Here is an 18,083-nt window from a genome sequence, read left to right as displayed (position 1 = left end):
GCGGATGCCGTCACTTCGGGGCGATCGCCAGACCGCCGGAGAGCGCGGGCGGCAGCAGGCGGACGGTCGGCTTGGCGGCGTGCGCGAGGATCTCGCAGATCATGTCGGTCGCCGCGGCGCCCATCGCTTCGGCAGGCACCGCGATGCTGTCAGCGAGCCCCGGCACGGATCTCGCGACGTCTTCGGGGCAGAGCGCGACGACCGAGATCGCGTCGGCGCGCCGACGGGCGTATTCGGCCAGGTGTGGGGCGACGTGCGGCAGCGCGCCCTCGTTGTGGACGAAGAAGCCCGTGATGCCCGGGTCGTCGGCGATCACCTCGTCGACGACGGCGGTCGCCTCCGCACTGCTGGGGCAGGAGTGCACGATGCCGGTGACCTTGTTGGCCTCGCACGCGGCCTGGAAGCCGCGGGTCAGGCGGTCGGCATACGAGGTGTGCCGGGCGATCACCTCGGGCGGCGACCCGATCAGGGCGAGCTTGCGATGGCCGAGCGCGACGAGCCGGTCGACGGCCAGCCAGCCCGCCGCCTCGAAGTCGAAGTCGACGCACGGGATCGCGCGCCGCCCCGACGGGAGGCCGATCAGGACGCTCGGATGACCGAGGCCGATGAGCGTATCGATGCGCGGATCGTCGGACTCGACGTCCATCAGCAGCAGGGCGTCGACCATCGACCCCCGCGCGGCGCGCTCGAGCGCCTTCGCGTCGTCACTCGCGAGCAGCAGGATGTCGTAGCCGTGCAGGCGTGCCTGCGTCACCACGCCGGTGACGATCTGCATGATGACGTGCACATCCACGCCAGAGCGCAGTGGCGCCTGCAGCCCGATGACGTTGGTGGAGCGGGAGGCGAGCGAACGCGCTCCGGCGTGCGGGCTGAAGCCCAGTTTGTCGATGGCGAGCTCCACGCGGTCACGGGTCTGCTGCGAGATCGCCCGCTTGCCGCTCATGACGTACGAGACCGTCGAGATCGACACGCCCGCCGCCTCAGCAACGTCCGCGATCGTCACCATGTGAATCTCCGCTCTGCTTCGTCGATCTCGACCATCGCCCCAGGTGCGAGCTCGTAKGTGCCGATCGCCCCATCCGGATCGGTCACCTTCATTGTCGTGGCTCGTGCCGTCGCCTTCAGCCGCGCGCGAGAAAGTCGTCCCTCGTCCCAGTCGATGTCGACCAGCACGCCGTCTCGTGCCCGGAGGCCCCGCACCGAGCCGCGCGGCCACTGCGGGGGCAGCGCCGGGAGCAGGGCGATCGTGCCGTGGTGCGACTGCATGAGCGCCTCGGCGATCGCCGCCGTCAGCCCGAGGTTGCCGTCGATCTGGAACGGCGGGTGGGCGCTGAAGAGGTTGGGGTACACGCCGCCGCGGTGCGCGGCCGCGCTCGGCTCGGACGGACGCAGCGCGAGCCGCAGCTGGGCGTGCACGGCCTCGCCGTCGCGGAGCCGGGCCTGCATGGCGGCGCGCCACGCGAGCGACCACCCGCTCGATTCGGGACCGCGCAGCCGGATCGAGTTCGCGGCGGCCTCCGCGAGCGCGGGCGTGCCGGTCGGGGTGATCTGCGCGTACGGAAACAGGCCGACCAGGTGCGACAGGTGACGGTGCAGCGGCTCGGACTCGACCCTGGGCCGGTCCCACTCGAGCAGGTCGCCGCGTTCGGACACACTCGGGTCGGGCAGGGCGTCGGTGCGCGCCTCGAGGGCGGTGACCCACGGTGCGTCGTCGCCCAGCACGGCGGCGGCCTGCCGGCACACCGCGGCGAGCTCGCGCAGCAGGGCGACGTCCATCGTCGCGGTCGTGGCGACCCCACGGACGTGGCCGTCGTCGTCGACGTAGTGGTTCTCCGGGGAGGTCGACGGGCTCGTCCACGCGCGCGCGTCGTCGCCGCTGATCCACGACATCGCGAACTGCGCCGTCGAGGTCAGCACCGGCCACGCCTGGTCGCGCAGGTAGTCGAGGTCGGCCCCGAAGGCGTAGTGATCCCAGAGGTGCAGCGCGAGCCACACCCCGCCGAGCGACCAGTTCGCCCAGGCCGGGTCGCCGTGGCCGGCGCCGACCGGCGCGGCGTGGGCCCAGGCATCCGAATTGTGATGGGCGACCCAGCCGTCGGCGCCGTAGAGCTCCCGGGCCACCGCTGTGCCGGTGGGGCCGGCGAGGCGCTGCACGAATCGCAGCAGCGGCTCGTGGCACTCCGCCAGCCCCGTGGTCTCGGCAGGCCAGTACGCCATCTGCGTGTTGATGTTGACGGTGTACGCGCTCGACCACGGGCCGGGCAGTTCCGCGTTCCACAGCCCCTGCAGGGTCACCGGGAGGCCCCCCGGCTGCGACGACGCGATCAGCAGGTACCTGCCGTAGTGGAAGGCGAGCGCCGCGAGTCCCTCGTCGGGGCGCTCCTGGGCGCGGTGCACGCGCTCCACGGTGTCGAGATCTGCGGCGCCTTCGGGAGAGGGGAGGTCGAGCAGACAGCGCGAGTACTGCGCGCCGTGAGCGGCCGCGTGCGCATCGTGCAGTTCGGCGGCGAAGGCGGCCGCGTCGCCATGCGGGAGGATGCTGTCGAGCAGCGCTCTCGCGCGGCCCGCGGCATCGCGCTCGTCGTCGGGGTCACCAGGGAGCGATGGCGCGGTGGCGGTGGCGATGGTGAGCACGTGGGCCGTCGCTGCGGCCGTGGTGAGCGTGCCGTCGGCGATGGCGCCCGTGACGAAGCTGCGCAGGACGATCGCGCCGTGGCGGCCGCTGCGCTCGTCGTAGCGGACCGGCTCGGGCGGGCTCTCGTGGCCGGGTGCGACATCCACCGGAAGGAGCCACTCGGCCGCCAGGTCGCCGTCGTTCCCGTACGCCGCGGCGCGCCGCCGCAGGAGCGAGTCGATGCGCACGCGCAGCCGCACCGGCGTGGCGGCGGTCACTTCGTGCACGATCGCCCCGGTCACCAGGTCCGCCCACGTGCGGTGGCGCACGGTCTCGCCGCCGACGCGGTACTCATGGCTCGCGACGCCCGTTGCGAGGTCGAGGCGGCGCTGCGACGAAGCGTCGGCGGCGACGACATCGGCACCGCCCGCGTCGAGCACGCCGATGTCGATCCCGCCGAGCGGCAGATAGGCCTGTGTCCAGGGGGTCTGCATCCGCATCAGCAGCTCTTCGGCCGTGGCGATGTCGCCATCGGCGATCGCGGTGCGCACATTCTCGAGGGCTGTGGCCCCGCGGTCCGCGGCGCCGTCCAGCGGATCGGCATCGGCCCGGCCCGACCATGCGGTGGTGTCGTTGAGCCCCAGGCGCTCGCCGCCCACCAGGCCCGCGCACATCGCGCCGCGAATTCCGTTGCCGACCGGGTAGGCCTCGATCCAGCGGTGCGCGGGCGTCGACGCGCGCAGTTCGTGGAGTTCGCGACTCTGCGTGGACATCCTCACAACCCGAAGTATATGGTCTTGGTGTTGAAGCGCTTCGAAACCACAATGAAGAGGTTCCCGCTCCATGTCAACCCCTACGACACCGTCCCATGACGGCGCACTGGCGACTCTGACGCGCGATCTCGGGATCTGCTTCGGCGGCGACTACAACCCCGAGCAGTGGCCGCGCGAGGTGTGGCGCGAGGATGCCGAGCTCATGGTGCGGGCCGGCGTCAACCTCGTGACCGTCGGCGTGTTCAGCTGGGCCCGCATCGAGCCGACGCCGGGCGCCCGCGACTTCGGCTGGCTCGACGAAGTGCTCGACCTGCTGCACGCGCACGGCATCGCCGTCGACCTCGCGACGCCCACCGCGTCGCCCCCGCCGTGGCTCGGCATCGACCACCCCGAGACGCTCCCGGTCGACCGCGACGGCGTGCGGCTGATCCCCGGGTCGCGCAACCAGTTCACCCCGGCGTCGCGGGTCTACCGCGAGCACGCGCTGGCGATCACGACCGACCTGTCCCGCCGGTACGTCGATCACCCCGCCGTCCGGATGTGGCATGTCGGCAACGAGTACGGCCAGATCGACTTCGGCGAGGAGGCCGCGCGTCAGTTCCGGCTCTGGCTGCGGGCGCGGTACGGCACGATCGACGCGCTGAACGAGGCGTGGAGCACCCTCGTCTGGTCGCAGCGCTGCCGAGACTTCGACGACGTGCTGCCGCCGCGGCGCATGCCGTACCTGGTCAACCCGGCGCAGTCGCTCGACTTCCGCCGGTACACCTCCGACCAGCTGGTGCGCTGCTTCGCCGAGCAGCGGGACGCGATCCGCGCCGCCGGCGCGACCCAGCCGATCACGACGAACTTCATGGGGTTCCAGCCGCTCACCGACCTGTGGTCGTGGGCCGACGAGGTCGACGTCATCGCCGACGACCAGTATCCCGACCACGCATCCGCCACGGTCTCGTCCGACACCGCGCTGATCCAGGACCTGATGCGCTCCCTCGGCGGCGGGCGGCCGTGGGTGCTCATGGAGCAGGCGATCAGCGCCACGAACTGGCGCCCGCACAACCTGCCGAAGACCCCCGCGCGCGCACGGCTCGATTCCCTCCAGGCGGTCGCGCGCGGTGCCGACGCAGTGTGCTTCTTCCAGTGGCGGCAGGCCCGCACCGGCGCCGAGCGGTTCCACTCCGCGATGCTCCCGCACGCCGGCGCCGACACCGAGGTCTTCGAGGGCGTCTGCGCGCTCGGGGCCGATCTGCGGCGCCTGCGGGAGATCACCGGTGCCCGGGTCGAGGCATCCGTCGCCCTGCTCTTCGACTGGCCGTCGTGGTGGGCCGGAACGGAGCCGGGGATGGTGACGGACCGACTCGACCCCCTCGAGCAGTCGCAGCGGTGGCACCGTGCACTGTGGCGGCGGGGCATCGCCGCCGACCTCGTGCGCCCGGGCGATGACCTCTCCCGCTACCGCGTCGTGCTCCTGCCGCAGTCGTACATCGTCGAGACGGATGCCGCGGCCGCCCTCCGCGCCGCGCTGGAGGCCGGCGCGAGCGTCGTTATCGGCCCGTTCTCCGGGGTCGCCGACGCGAACGCGGGCATTCTGCAGGGACGATCGCCTGTCCTGCTGCGCGACCTGGTCGCGGTCAGCGGCGAGGAGTGGGTCGGGCTGACCGACGAGCCGACGGCGCTGACGGTGGAGCCGGACTGGGCGTCGGGGCCGACGATCGCCGTCGACGCGCGCTCGGCGAGCATCCTCGGCGAGCGGCTGCGCGCCGAGGGCGCCGACGTGCTCGCGCGGTTCGGGCCGGGGCATCTCGAGGGCGCGCCCGCCATCACCCGGCACCGCGTCGGAGCCGGCACCGCGTGGTACGTCGGCGCGGTGGTGTCGGACGATGTGCTCGCCACCGTGATCGACGACGCGCTCGATGCCGCGGGGGTGGTCGGCGTCGCGGCTGACCGCGTGCTCCCGGACGACGTCGAGGCGGTGCGGCGTGGACCGGCGCTCTTCCTCCTCAACCACGGGCCGGAGGTCAGGCATGTCACAGTGTCCGGGCCTCTGCGCGATCTCCTCACGGGCGCGGACATCGACGGTCAGATCACCCTGGCGCCCACGTCCGCCGCTGTTCTCATCGAAAGGCTCCCAGAGTGACGTTCACGTTCCGCCAGATCGACCAGCCCCTCGCCGTTCGCGCCAAGGATCTGCTCGACCGGCTCACCCCGGACGAGCGCCTCGCGATGCTGCATCAGGCGGCCCCCGCGATCGAGCGGCTCGGCCTCGCCGAGTTCCGCACCGGGTGCGAGGCGCTCCACGGCGCCGCGTGGCTCGGCCGGGCGACGGTCTTCCCGCAGCCGGTGGGGCTCGCTGCGACCTGGGATGCCGACCTCATCGCGAAGGTCGGCGAGGTCGCGGCGATCGAGGTGCGCGCGAAGCACGCCGAGAACCCCCTGGTGAGCCTGAACGTGTGGGCTCCGGTCGTGAACACGCTCCGGCATCCGGCGTGGGGACGCAACGAAGAGGGCTACTCGGAGGATCCGCACCTCACCGCGCACTTCGGCACCGCGTACTCCCGCGGCCTGCGTGGCGACCATCCGCGGGTGTGGCGCACGGTGCCCGCGCTCAAGCACTTCCTGGGCTACAACAACGAGACCGACCGCTCGGTGACCGACTCCGAGCTCTCGCTGCGCACCCTCCACGAGGAGGAGCTCCCCGCGTTCCGCGGCGCGATCGAGGCCGGCGTCGGCGGCGGGCTGATGCTCGCCTACAACCGCGTCAACGGCGCGCCCGCGCACACCCAGCCCGAGCTCGTGGCCGAAGCCCGGACGTGGAGCGACGAATCCATCGCCGTGGTGTCGGATGCCGGGGCCCCGACTTTCCTCGTCACGACACAGCGCGCCCAGCCCGACCATGTCGCGGCGACGGCGGCCCTCGTCCGCAGCGGTCTCGACTCGTTCACCGACAACGACGCCAACGCCGCGCCGACGATCGGCTACCTCCGCGAGGCGCTCGCCGCGGGGCTGCTGACCACGGACGACATCGACGTCGCCGTGACGCATCTGCTCGAGCTGCGAATCCGCACCGGCGAGTTCGACGGCGACGACGACCCGTATCGCGGGATCGACGTCGATGCGATCGACCTGCCCGCCGCCCGCGAGCTCGCCCGGGAGGCGGCGACGCGCTCGGTGGTCGTGCTGCGCAACGATGCCGGGCTGCTGCCGTTCGCGGCGCCGGCACGGGTCGCTGTCGTGGGGCCGCTCGCCGACCTCGTCCTCACCGACTGGTACGCGGGCACACCGCCCTACGCGATCGGCATCGGCGCGGCGCTCGCCGAGCGGTATCCCGAGGTCGAGGTCGTGACCGGCGCCGACACCGTCGCGCTGCGCGCGTCCTCGAACGGACGCCATGTCGTCGTCTCCGAAGACGGCTCGGTCGTCGAAGCCGCCGCCCCGGCCGCGGGCGACGCGACCTGGTTCGACGTCACCGACTGGGGCGACGGCATCCTGACCCTCCGCTCCCACGCGAGCGGGCGCCTGCTCACCGGCGGGGCGTGGCCAGTCCGCGCCGACGCCGACCGGGTGGGCGGCTGGGTCGTGCAGGAGAGCTTCCGCCGGCACGTGCACGCCGACGGCACCTGGTCGCTGCTGCACCTCGGCTCGGGCCGCTGGCTGCGGGTGATGCGCGACTCGGGGCTGCTCGCCGCGGAGGCGGTGACCCTCGAGGCCGCTGAGCGCTTCGGCGTCCGCACGATCCGCTCGGGGCAGGCGGCCGTCGCCGAGGCGGCGGCTCGCGCCGATGTCGTGGTCGTCGCGGTCGGCAACGACCCGCACCTGGCGGGCCGCGAGACCGAGGATCGTCCGCACCTCTACCTGCCGAACGCCGCCGTCGGCCTGTGGCGCGCGGCCCGAAAGGCAAACCCCCGCTCCGTGCTGACGATCGTGTCGAGCTACCCGTATGTGCTCGGCGATGGAGTGGCGGATGCCGAGACCGTCGTGTGGTCGAGCCACGGCGGTCAGGAGCTCGGGCACGGCATCGCCGACGTGCTCTCGGGCGACGCTGAGCCCACCGGTCGTCTCGCCCAGAGCTGGCCGGACACCGAGGCGCAGGCCGGTGACCTCTTCGACTACGACACTCTCCGCCAGGGCGCGACCTACCGGCACCAGCCGGAGGCGCCGCGATTCGCGTTCGGGCACGGCTGCACCTACGGGCGGATCGAGTACGAGTCCGTCGCGCTCGCCGAGGGCCAGGTGCCGGCACCGCCGGCGACGCACCGCCACGCCGGGTTCGAGGCCCGCGCGGACGACGAGGTCGTGCGCGTCGCGGTGCGGGTGCGCAACACCGGCGAACGGGAGGTCGACGAGCTCGTGCAGGTGTACGCGCAGCCGCTCGAGGCCCTGCCGATCCCCACGCCGCAGCGCCTGCTGCTTGGGTATCGCCGGGTGCGGCTCGCGCCGGGCGAGAGCCGCGATGTCGAGGTGGAGTTCCCGGTCGCCCGGCTCGCGGTGTGGGACGACGCCGCGCGCCTCGACGGGGCCACCGACGACTGGCTGCACGCCGGCGCGCTGCGCGTGCAGCCCGGCGGCTACACCCTCGCGTCAGGCCCGAATGCCTGGGACCTCCCGGTCCGCACCGAGCTGCGCGTCACCGCACCCTGACCCGCACCAACTGCCGAGAGGCCAGTTCTCCCCGAGACCACCGACTTTCGCCGAGACCACCGACTTTGGCGCGCAGAACTCGGGGCGAGTTCAGGTGGTGAGTGCAACATCTCGGGCTGATCGTTCGGGAGGGGTTGGTCGAGATGGGATCGCATGCGTCGTTGGAGGTTCGGGCTCGAGCGTTGCGGATGCTGTTAGCAGGTGCGAGCACCGTTTCGACGGCTCGCGCGGTCGGCTTCGATGTGCAGCAGGTCACGGTGTGGGCGAAGCTCGTCGGCATGGAGTTCCGGATGGGGGCCGTCGGCGGCGTACGTGATCGGGTTTTGGTGGGGTCGGCCGAGCCCGCCGTGGGGCATGGCCGACGGTTGTCACCGATGGATCGTGCCCGTATCGAGGTGGGTCTCGCCGCTGGATGGACGCAGGCCGAACTCGCTCGACAGCTTGGGGTGTCGCCGTCGACGATCTCCCGCGAGCTCGCCCGCCGTCCGCGGCTGAGCTACCGAAACCGCAGCCGGTATGACGCGGAGGTCGCTGATCATCACGCCCGGATGCGGCGAGCTCGACCGCGGCCCGTGAAACTGGACACGAACAGCGAGTTGCGTGCCGCAGTCCGGGACGGACTGAACGACCGGTTCTCGCCGGAGCAGATCACCGGACGCCTGCCGGCGTTGTTCCCGGGGCGGGAGGATATGCGGGTGTCGCACGAGACGATCTATCAAGCCCTGTATGTCCAAGGCAAAGGCGCGTTGCGAGACGAGCTGAAGGTCGTCAAAGCACTGCGGTCGGGCCGGAAGACCCGCATCCCGCAGTCCAAGCTCCCTCCCCGCGGCAACCGACCGTGGCTGGACGGGGCACGGCTCAGCGATCGGCCCGCCGAAGCCGCGGACCGTGCCGTGCCCGGCCATTGGGAGGGCGACCTGGTTGTCGGCCCGGAAAACTCCGGCATCATCACCCTCGTCGAGCGCCGCTCCCGGTTCGCGCTTCTCGGACGCCTCCCCGGCGCGCGAGACAGCAAGACGGTGACCGGGATCCTCGCGGACATGATCGCTACCCTGCCCGCCGCGTTGAAGCACACCATCACCTGGGACCAAGGCTCCGAGATGGCCGGACACGCCGACTTCACGATCGCCACGGGCTGCCCCGTGTTCTTCTGCGATCCGCACTCGCCATGGCAGCGGGGCACGAACGAGAACACCAACGGGCTGATCCGCGACTTCTACCCCAAGGGCACGAACTTCAACACGATCACCGACGCCGACCTCGCCGACACGCAACGACTGCTCAACATCCGACCCCGCAAGACCTTGCTCTTCGCGACACCTGCCGAAACACTCGACACGTACATCCGAGACGTTGCACTGACAGATTGAAACCGCCCGGTGGTCTGGCGCGAAGTCGGTGGTTTCGGCGGAGAGATGGGGCTAGGGCCGTGGCTCAGCCGCCGAGGGCGGCGGCGACGACCGCGCGGGCCTCCTCCTGCACCTCGGCCAGGTGCTCCGGGCCGCGCAGCGACTCCGCGTACAGCTTGTAGACGTCCTCGGTGCCGGACGGGCGCGCGGCGAACCAGGCGTGCTCGGTCTGCACCTTGAGCCCGCCGATCGCGGCGCCGTTGCCCGGCGCGTGCGACAGCTTGGCGGTGATCGGCTCACCGGCGAGCTCGGTCGCGGTCACGGCATCCGGCGACAGCTTTCCGAGCGCGGCCTTCTGCGCGGGCGTGGCCGGCGCGTCGACACGCTGGTAGGCGGATGCCCCGAACTCGGCCTCGAGCTCCGCGTACCGCTGCGACGGCGTCTTGCCGGTGACGGCGAGGATCTCCGAGGCGAGCAGGCACAGCAGGATGCCGTCCTTGTCGGTCGTCCACACCGTTCCGTCGAACCGCAGGAACGACGCCCCGGCCGACTCCTCGCCGCCGAACGCGACCGACCCGTCGAGCAGGCCGGGCACGAACCACTTGAACCCGACCGGCACCTCGAGCAGGCGCCTGCCCAGCGACTCCGCGACCCCGTCGATGATCATCGAGGAGACGAGKGTCTTCCCGATCGCGGCATCCGCCGGCCAATTCGGACGGTGCGAGTACAGGTAGTCGATCGCGACCGCGAGGTAGTGGTTCGGGTTCATGAGCCCGGCATCGGGCGTCACGATGCCGTGCCGGTCGGCATCCGCATCGTTGCCGGTCAGGATGTCGTACTCATCGCGTCGAGCGACCAGCGACGCCATCGCCGACGGAGACGACGGATCCATCCGGATCTTCTCGTCCCAGTCCAGCGTCATGAACCGCCAGGTGGGGTCGACGTCGGGGTTCACCACCGTGAGGTCGAGTCCGTGCAGCTCGGCGATCAGGGCCCAGTAGTCGACGGATGCCCCGCCMAGCGGGTCGGCGCCGATGCGCACACCGGCGCGCTTGATCGCATCGATGTCGATGATGTTGACGAGGTCCCGCACGTACGCGTCGCGGAAGTCGTACTGCCCCAGCGTCTCGTCGTCGAGGTCGGCGTAGCGGGTGCGCTGGACGCCGTCGAGGCTCGCGGCGATGTAGGAGTTCGCCTTGTCGGCGATCCAGCCGGTGGCGTCGGTGTCGGCCGGGCCGCCGTTCGGCGGGTTGTACTTGAATCCGCCGTCGCGCGGCGGGTTGTGCGAGGGCGTGACGACGATGCCGTCCGACCGGCCCGGATCATCCAGCGGGCGGCCCCGGTTGTAGGCCAGGATCGCGTGACTGAGCGCCGGGGTCGGCACCCACGCGTCGCGCGAGTCGACGCGCACATCGACCMCGTTCGCGACCAGCACCTCGATGGCCGTGCGCTCCGCCGGCAACGACAGCCCGTGGGTGTCGCGGCCGAGGAAGAGGGGTCCTGAGATGCCCTGGCTGTTGCGGTAGTCCACGATCGCCTGGGTGGTGGCGAGGATGTGGTCCTCGTTGAAGCTGGTGCTCAGTGCGGATCCGCGGTGGCCGCTCGTACCGAAGGCGACGCGCTGCTCGGGGACCGAGGCATCCGGCTTTCTGTCGTAATAGGCGGCGATCAGATCATCGATGTCGATGAGGTCGGATGCTTCCGCGGGCTGTCCTGCTCGGCTCATGTGCTCAGTCTGCCCGCTCTCGCCGCGCCGCGACAGCCGAAGTCGTCACGCGTGCGCCGGCTGCAGCTGCTCCGCCACCTCGTCGGCCCACCGGCGGATAGCGTCCCAGTCCCGCGAATCGCGGAACTTCTCGGGGGTGTTGCGCACCATCGAGGTCTCGACGAATCCGTGGGGATCGGTGGGAAGCCGGCCGGCGAACGCGATGTGGCCGCGCACACCGGCCGATTCGGCGAGTTCGAGAATCCGGTGCGGTTCGAGCCACTTCGAATTCTGCTCGATTTCGTCGTCGGCCTTCTCGCCCACCGGGCCTGAGCTGAAGATCCAGAACGGCATCGTCGCGAGGGTGTCGCGGTGCTTCTTGAGGAAGTGCCGCGCTTCGCTGCGCCACCGCCCCATGTAGACGGCACTGCCGAGGATCACGGCGTCGAACGCGCCGAGGCTGGCATCCCCGACGCCGACGCAGTCGGTGTCGAGGTTGCGCTCGCGAAGTTCGTGCGCGATCGCCCGCGCGATCTCCTCGGTGGAGCCGTGCTTGCTGGCATAGGTGACCAATACGCGTGTCATACCTGCACTGTCTCTCCTTCGGCCGCACCGGACAGGGTCGAAGGTCCCCCGGGTCCGGGGATTCCGCTCGCGGGCGCCGACACCCCCGCGGCTAGGCTGATCGGGTGACTGACCAGCCCGACGAGCCCGCCCGCCGCACTTACAGCTACCTCGGGCCCGCCGGCACCTTCACCGAGGCGGCGCTCGCCCAGGTGCCCGAGGCGCGGGGCCACGTGTGGCATTCGGTCCGCAACGTCGGGGAAGCGCTCGCGGATGTCGTCGAGGGCCGATCGGATGCCGCGATGATCGCGATCGAGAACTCGATCGACGGCGGGGTCTCGACCGCGCAGGACGCCCTCGCCACGATGCCCGGCCTGCGGATCGTGGGGGAGTACCTCGTCCCCGTCGAGTTCGTGCTCGTCGCAAGGCCCGGGACCAAGCTCGAGGACGTCTCGCTCATCGCAGCCCACCCGGTCGCCTACGCGCAGTGTCTGCAGTGGCTCACCCAGGCGCTGCCGGCCCACGCGCACATCCCTGCCGCGAGCAATGTCGCCAGCGCCGTCGGGCTGATCGATGGGACGAGCGATGCGGATGCCGCGATCTCGCCCCCCGGAATCCTCGACCACCACGAGGTCGAGCTGCTCGCCTCGAACATCGGCGACAACCCGAACGCGGTCACCCGGTTCGTGCTGGTCAGCCGCACGGTCGCCGCACCTCCGCCGACCGGCGCCGACAAGACGTCGCTCATCGTCGAACTGCCCGATGACCACCCGGGTGCCCTGCTCGAGATGCTGGAGCAGTTCGCGACGCGCGGGATCAACCTCTCGCTCCTGGCGTCGCGGCCGATCGGCGATGCGCTCGGTCGGTACCGGTTCGTCATCGACGCCGACGGGCACATCGAGGACGAGCGGATGGCCGACGCCCTGCTGGGTCTGCGCCGCTTCAGCCCCAAGGTGATCTTCCTCGGGTCGTACCCCCGTGCCGATCGCGCCGTCGTGCGCTACCCCGACCGCTACTCCGACGACGTCTTCATCGAGGCGCGCGACTGGCTGCGCGGCCTCGTCAGCGGCGAGCCCGAGGCCTGACCCGGGCTYAGCCCATCGCTGCGGCGAGCAGCTCGAGCGTCTGCGCGCGGCCGGGCGCGGCATCCGTCGTCTCCCCGTCGTACGCCCCCGCGATCGGCGAGATCATGACCTCGTCCACCCCGTGCCGCGCGGCGAACGCCGTGAGCTCGGCCGCGACGGACTCGCCGGTGCCGACGAACCACTTCGCCCGCGTGCCCGCCATGATCTGCGCGCCGAGCGCATCGAAATCGGATGCCCCGGCCTGGGCCTGCTCGACGGTCTCCAGTGGGAGGAGCGGCTTGTTCTGGCGCAGGCGCGCCATCACCCGCAGCTGGGGGAGCACGCGCTCCTCGGCCTCCGCGGCCGTCGGTGCCGCGGCGGCGTTCGCGGTGAGGAACGTGCGCGGCTCAGGATTCGCCTCGCTCGGGCGATACTCGCCGCGGTACAGGTCGAGCGCGCGCTCGAGTCCCTCGCCGGAGAAGTGGTTCGCGAACACGTACGGCAGTCCGAGGGCCGCGGCGAGCTGCGCCGAGTAGTCGCTCGATCCCAGCAGCCAGATCTCCGGGGTGCCGATTGCGGCGGGCGTCGCGTGCAGGTCGTAGGTCTCGCCGCTGGTGAAGCGCACGGCCGCGCCCTCGGCGCTGAGCAGCGAGCGGATGTCGCGGATGTGCTCGGGGAACCGCTCGACGTCGCTGGTCGTGCCCGACATCCGCAGCAGCTGGGTGATCACCGGGTCGCTGCCCGGCGCGCGCCCGATTCCGAGGTCGATGCGACCGGGGGTGAGCGCCTCGAGCGCGGCGAACTGCTCGGCCACGACGAGCGGGGAGTGGTTCGGCAGCATGACCCCGCCCGACCCGACGCGGATCCGCGTCGTGCGTGCGGCCGCTGCTGCGATGAGCACCGGTGGGGTCGTCGAGGCGACCGCGGGCATGTTGTGGTGCTCCGCGAACCAGTAGCGGCGGAACCCGAGCCGGTCGGCGATCTGGGCGAGGGCGAGGGATGCCGCGACCGCCTGCACGCTCGTCTGCCCGGCGCGCACCGGCACGAGGTCGAGAACGGAAAGGGCCGGGGAGGGGAAGGCGGTGTTCATCGCTGAGGGCAACCGTTGCCGCACCCCGGACATTCCGAACGCAGTCGATCGCGTGACCGCTTGCAAGTGCTTGCGTGATCTTGCAAGAAGATTGCGTACACTGAGCGCATGTCGAAGCGTCTCGCCGAAGTGGCGCGCAAGGTCGGAGTCAGCGAAGCCACCGTCAGTCGGGTGCTCAACGACAAGCCGGGAGTGTCGGATGCCACGCGCCAGGCGGTGCTGACCGCGCTCGACGTGCTCGGCTACGAGCGGCCCACGAAGCTCCGCGGCGAACGGGCCCGGCTGGTCGGCCTGGTGCTGCCCGAGCTCACCAACCCGATCTTCCCCGCGCTCGCCGAGATCGTCGGCGGGGGGCTCACCCAGAACGGCTACACGCCGCTGATGTGCACACAGAACGCCGGCGGCATCACCGAGTCGGACTACATCGACCTGCTCCTGCAGCAGCAGGTGTCTGGTGTGATCTTCCTCGGCGGCAACTACAGCCAGGCCGAGGCCGTCCATGATCACTACGAGCGACTCCGCCAGGTCAACCTGCCCACGGTGCTGGTGAACGCGCGCATTCCGGAGCTGCGGTTCGCGACGGTGTCGACGGATGACGCGGCCGCGGCCGAGCAGGCCGTGCTGCACCTGCACCAGCTCGGCCATCGCAAGATCGGCCTGCTGCTCGGTCCGCATGACCACATCCCGTCGCAGCGCAAGCTCACGGCCGCGCGCCGCCTGCTCGAGCGACTGGGCGCCCCGCTGGATGACGCGATGATCATCCGCGGGCTGTACTCCCTCGAATCCGGCCAGGCCGGGGCAACCAGACTCTTCGCCGCCGGCGCCACGGCGATCGTCTGCGCGAGCGACCCGCTGGCGCTGGGCGCGGTACGGGCGGCCCGCCGGGCGGGGCTGCGCGTGCCCGACGACATCAGCGTGGTCGGCTTCGACGACTCGGCGCTCATGAGCTGCACCGAGCCGCCGCTGACCACTGTTCGCCAGCCCATCGAGTCGATGGGCCGCACCGTGATCGAGCTGCTCCTCGCCCAGATCGCCGGCTCGGCCGACGCCGGCGACGAGCTGCTGTTCGAGCCCGAGCTGGTGCTGCGCTCGTCGACGGGCCCCGTCCCCGCCTGAGCTTCGGCACCTGAGCCGCGCGTCGGTCCCTGAGCCTGTCGAAGGGTCCGATGCGTGACGCCGGACGCTTCGACAAGCTCAGCGACCGCCTTCGTGCTCGAGCGCCGGTCCCTGAGCTGCGCTTCGGTCCCTGAGCCGCGCATCGGTCCCTGAGCTTGTCGAAGGGTCCGATGCGTGACGCCGGACGCTTCGACAAGCTCAGCGACCGGCTGGAGCGCCTGAGCACCCCGAACGCGCCGATGCACAATCGTGATCTTGCATGCAACTGTCAAAGACTTGCGTACTACTCAGAGCGAAGATACATTCATCGCACGCAGACTTTCCCCGATGACGAGGAGCCCCGTGGACAGCGACGTCCTCACCCGCGATGGTCAGGCCTCTGGGCGCCGCTCGGCCGTGCACCCCTCGACCGCCGACCCGCTGTGGTGGCGGTCCGCCGTCATCTACCAGGTCTACGTCCGCAGCTTCGCCGACGGGAACGGCGACGGCACCGGCGACCTCGCCGGGGTGCGCAGCCGCCTCGGCTACCTCAAGGATCTCGGTGTCGATGCGATCTGGTTCAACCCCTGGTACCCGAGTCCGATGGCGGACGGCGGCTACGACGTCGAGGACTACCGCGCGATCCACCCGCAGTTCGGCACGCTGGGCGAGGCCGAGGCGCTCATCGCCGAGGCCCTGGCCCTCGGCATCCGCACGATCATCGACGTCGTCCCCAACCACATCAGCCACCGCCACGAGTGGTTCCAGGCGGCGCTCGCCGCCGGACCCGGCAGCCCGGAGCGCGAGCGGTTCTGGTTCCATCCCGGCAAGGGCGCGCATGGCGACGAGATCCCCACGCACTGGGTGTCGAGCTTCCAGGGCTCGACGTGGACCCGCACGACCAACCCCGACGGCACGCCGGGGGAGTGGTACCTGCACATGTTCACCCCCGAGCAGCCCGACCTGAACTGGAACCACCCCGACGTGCGCCGCGAGCACGAGGAGATCCTGAGGTTCTGGTTCGACCGCGGGGTCGCCGGCGTGCGCATCGACTCGGCCGCTCTGCTCATCAAGGACGCCGACCTCCCCGAGGTGGGCGAGAAGCCTGACCACCCCACCGAGGACCGCGACGAACTGCACGACGTCTACCGCGCGTGGCGGGCCATCGCCGACTCCTACCCCGGCACGCGCGTGCTGGTCGGCGAGATCTGGGTGCCCGACATCGAGCGGTTCACCGCCTACCTCCGCCCCGACGAGATGCACACCGCGTTCAACTTCGACTTCCTCGCGCGGCCGTGGGGCGCGGCATCCTTCCGCGAATCGATCTCCGCGACCCTCGCCGCGCACGCCCCCGTCGGCGCGCCGAGCACGTGGGTGCTGTCGAACCACGACGTCACCCGGCCGGTCACCCGCTACGGGCGCGAGGACTCCGCGTTCGCGTTCCTCAAGAAGCGGTTCGGCGTGCCGACCGACCCCGACACCGGCCTGCGCCGCGCCCGCGCGGCCGCGCTGCTCGTCGCCGCCCTCCCGGGCAGCCTCTACATCTATCAGGGCGACGAGCTGGGCCTCCCCGAGGTCGAGGACCTTCCGCTCGATCTCATCCAGGACCCGATGCACTACCGGTCCGGCGGCATCGATCCTGGCAGGGACGGATGCCGCGTCCCGCTGCCGTGGTCGCAGGATCGGCCGCCGTTCGGCTTCAGCCCCGCCGGCACCAGCACCTGGCTGCCGCAGCCCCCGGAGTGGGCCGCCCTCACCGTGGCGGCGCAGAAGCGCGACCCGCACTCAACCCTCAACCTCTACCGTGAGGCGCTGCGGCTGCGCCGCGAGCTGCCCGGCCTGGGCGACGGACCCCTCGAGTGGATCGACGGCCTCGGCCACGACGTCCTGGCCTTCCGCCGTAGGGCCGACGTCCTGTGCGTCGTCAACACCTCCGATGTGCCGATCGCGCTGCCCTTCCACGAGGCGGTGCTGATCTGCAGCGCACCGATCGAAGGGTCGCAGCTGCCCGCGAACTCCGCAGCCTGGCTGCGCGCTGCAGCCACGCCCGAGTCCTAAATCCCCACCACCCACACCCCGAGGAGCTGACGTGTCGAAGAGAGAGGCCGACACGACATCCCTCACCAAGAAAGGAAAGACGATGAAGTCACCAGCAAGGGTCCTGCTCGCCGGTGTCGCAGTCGCGGCATCGGTCGGAGCACTCGCGGGATGCGCCCCGTCCGGCGGAGACAGCAGCGACGGCAAGCTCGAACTGCGCGTTGCGACGTTCCCGCCCGGAGCGGATGCCGCGGCCTACACGGCCTTCGAGGCTCAGGAGAAGCAGTTCGAGAAGGAGAACCCCGACATCGACATCATCGGCGAGGAGTACCGGTGGACCGGTCCGACCTTCGCCGTGCAGCTCGCCGGGGGCAGCCTGCCCGATGTGTTCACGGTGCCGTTCACCGACACCAAGACGCTCATCGAGAACGGACAGCTCGCCGACGTCACCGCCGAGGTCAAGGAGCTCGGCTACGCCGACAGCTTCAACCCGATCCTCCTCGACGGCGTCACCGACTCCGACGGCAACGTATTCGGGTTTCCCCGTCAGGCCTATGCGATGGGCCTGCACTACAACCGCGAGCTGTTCGAGGCTGCCGGGCTCGACCCCGACTCTCCGCCGACGACGTGGGACGAGGTGCGCGCCGACGCCAAGAAGATCCATGACGCCACCGGCAAGGCCGGCTACGCGCAGATGGCCACCGCCAACACCGGCGGCTGGCAGCTCACGGCCCAGACCGTGGCCCGCGGCTACCGCACGCAGACCGACAACGAGGACGGGTCGGCCACGTCGACCGTCGACAACGACGGCACGCGGGCGACGCTGCAGTTCCTGCACGACCTGCGCTGGGAGGACGACTCGTTCGGTGCCCGAGCAGACCTCGACTGGGGATCGATCAACCAGGAGTTCGCGGCCGGCAACATCGGCATGTACACGACCGGGTCGGACATCTACACGGCGCTCGTGCGCGACTTCAGCCTCGACCCCGCGGTGTACGGCCTCACGGTGATCCCGACGGAAGGTCCTGAGCCGGGCACGCTCGGCGGCGGCGACATCGCGGTCATCAGCCCCACGGTGGACAAGGACACCAAGGCGGCCGCGGTGAAGTGGATCGACTGGTACTACATGCAGAAGCTGCTCGATGAGGACGCCGCCGTGC

Annotated in this window: 12 protein-coding genes; 7 read left to right on the top strand and 5 right to left on the bottom strand. The window is 71.0% G+C overall.

Going from position 1 to position 18,083, the window contains the following annotated elements:
- Positions 1-10: 10 nt before the first annotated feature.
- Complete coding sequence (locus AC1DVT_RS04310) at positions 11-1,006, bottom strand: LacI family DNA-binding transcriptional regulator (RefSeq protein ID WP_477386812.1); 996 nt, start codon at positions 1,004-1,006, stop codon at positions 11-13.
- Positions 1,000-3,387, bottom strand: coding sequence for a glycosyl hydrolase family 95 catalytic domain-containing protein (locus tag AC1DVT_RS04305; protein ID WP_477386810.1), 2,388 nt, complete (start codon positions 3,385-3,387; stop codon positions 1,000-1,002). The genes AC1DVT_RS04310 and AC1DVT_RS04305 overlap by 7 nt, the downstream gene beginning before the upstream one ends.
- Before the next feature lie 70 nt (positions 3,388-3,457).
- Between AC1DVT_RS04305 and AC1DVT_RS04300 the strand changes: the two genes are divergently transcribed.
- From AC1DVT_RS04300 to AC1DVT_RS04290, 3 genes are all read left to right on the top strand, one after another.
- A complete protein-coding gene (locus AC1DVT_RS04300; protein WP_477386808.1) occupies positions 3,458-5,518 on the top strand; it encodes a beta-galactosidase in 2,061 nt (686 codons plus the stop codon).
- Positions 5,515-8,019, top strand: coding sequence for a glycoside hydrolase family 3 C-terminal domain-containing protein (locus AC1DVT_RS04295; protein WP_477386806.1), 2,505 nt, complete (start codon positions 5,515-5,517; stop codon positions 8,017-8,019). Before AC1DVT_RS04300 ends, AC1DVT_RS04295 begins: the two co-directional genes overlap by 4 nt.
- A 143-nt stretch (positions 8,020-8,162) precedes the next feature.
- Entirely contained in the window at positions 8,163-9,389 is a 1,227-nt protein-coding gene (locus AC1DVT_RS04290) for an IS30 family transposase (protein ID WP_477386804.1), read from the top strand.
- 64 nt (positions 9,390-9,453) lie between these two features.
- Here the strand turns inward: AC1DVT_RS04290 and pgm are convergent, their stop codons facing one another.
- Positions 9,454-11,094 (bottom strand): phosphoglucomutase (alpha-D-glucose-1,6-bisphosphate-dependent), encoded by a 1,641-nt coding sequence (pgm, locus tag AC1DVT_RS04285; RefSeq protein ID WP_477386802.1) that lies wholly within the window; start codon positions 11,092-11,094, stop codon positions 9,454-9,456.
- Between the two features lie 45 nt (positions 11,095-11,139).
- The gene (locus AC1DVT_RS04280) at positions 11,140-11,658 is read right to left on the bottom strand and encodes a flavodoxin domain-containing protein (RefSeq protein ID WP_477386800.1); all 519 of its coding nucleotides are present in this window, start codon (positions 11,656-11,658) and stop codon (positions 11,140-11,142) included.
- A 104-nt stretch (positions 11,659-11,762) separates the two neighbouring features.
- On the opposite strand from AC1DVT_RS04280, the gene pheA reads away from it, so the two are divergent.
- Positions 11,763-12,722, top strand: coding sequence for a prephenate dehydratase (pheA, locus tag AC1DVT_RS04275; RefSeq protein WP_457100656.1), 960 nt, complete (start codon positions 11,763-11,765; stop codon positions 12,720-12,722).
- Positions 12,723-12,729: 7 nt separating this feature from the next.
- On the opposite strand, the gene AC1DVT_RS04270 is transcribed toward pheA, so the two are convergent.
- Positions 12,730-13,791 (bottom strand): MsnO8 family LLM class oxidoreductase, encoded by a 1,062-nt coding sequence (locus AC1DVT_RS04270; RefSeq protein ID WP_477386828.1) that lies wholly within the window; start codon positions 13,789-13,791, stop codon positions 12,730-12,732.
- A 108-nt stretch (positions 13,792-13,899) separates the two neighbouring features.
- On the opposite strand from AC1DVT_RS04270, the gene AC1DVT_RS04265 reads away from it, so the two are divergent.
- The 3 genes from AC1DVT_RS04265 to AC1DVT_RS04255 form a co-directional block, all read left to right on the top strand.
- Positions 13,900-14,907 (top strand): LacI family DNA-binding transcriptional regulator, encoded by a 1,008-nt coding sequence (locus tag AC1DVT_RS04265; protein ID WP_477386798.1) that lies wholly within the window; start codon positions 13,900-13,902, stop codon positions 14,905-14,907.
- Positions 14,908-15,234: 327 nt separating this feature from the next.
- Positions 15,235-16,944 (top strand): glycoside hydrolase family 13 protein, encoded by a 1,710-nt coding sequence (locus AC1DVT_RS04260; protein ID WP_477386796.1) that lies wholly within the window; start codon positions 15,235-15,237, stop codon positions 16,942-16,944.
- Positions 16,945-16,975: 31 nt separating this feature from the next.
- The coding region (locus AC1DVT_RS04255) for an ABC transporter substrate-binding protein (protein WP_477386795.1) at positions 16,976-18,083 on the top strand (1,108 nt) is incomplete at its 3' end.

The sequence above is a fragment of the Microbacterium sp. P2_F9 genome (assembly GCF_056403635.1).
Note: the sequence above shows the minus strand (reverse complement) of the source record. Positions and strands in the feature narration are given on the sequence as shown.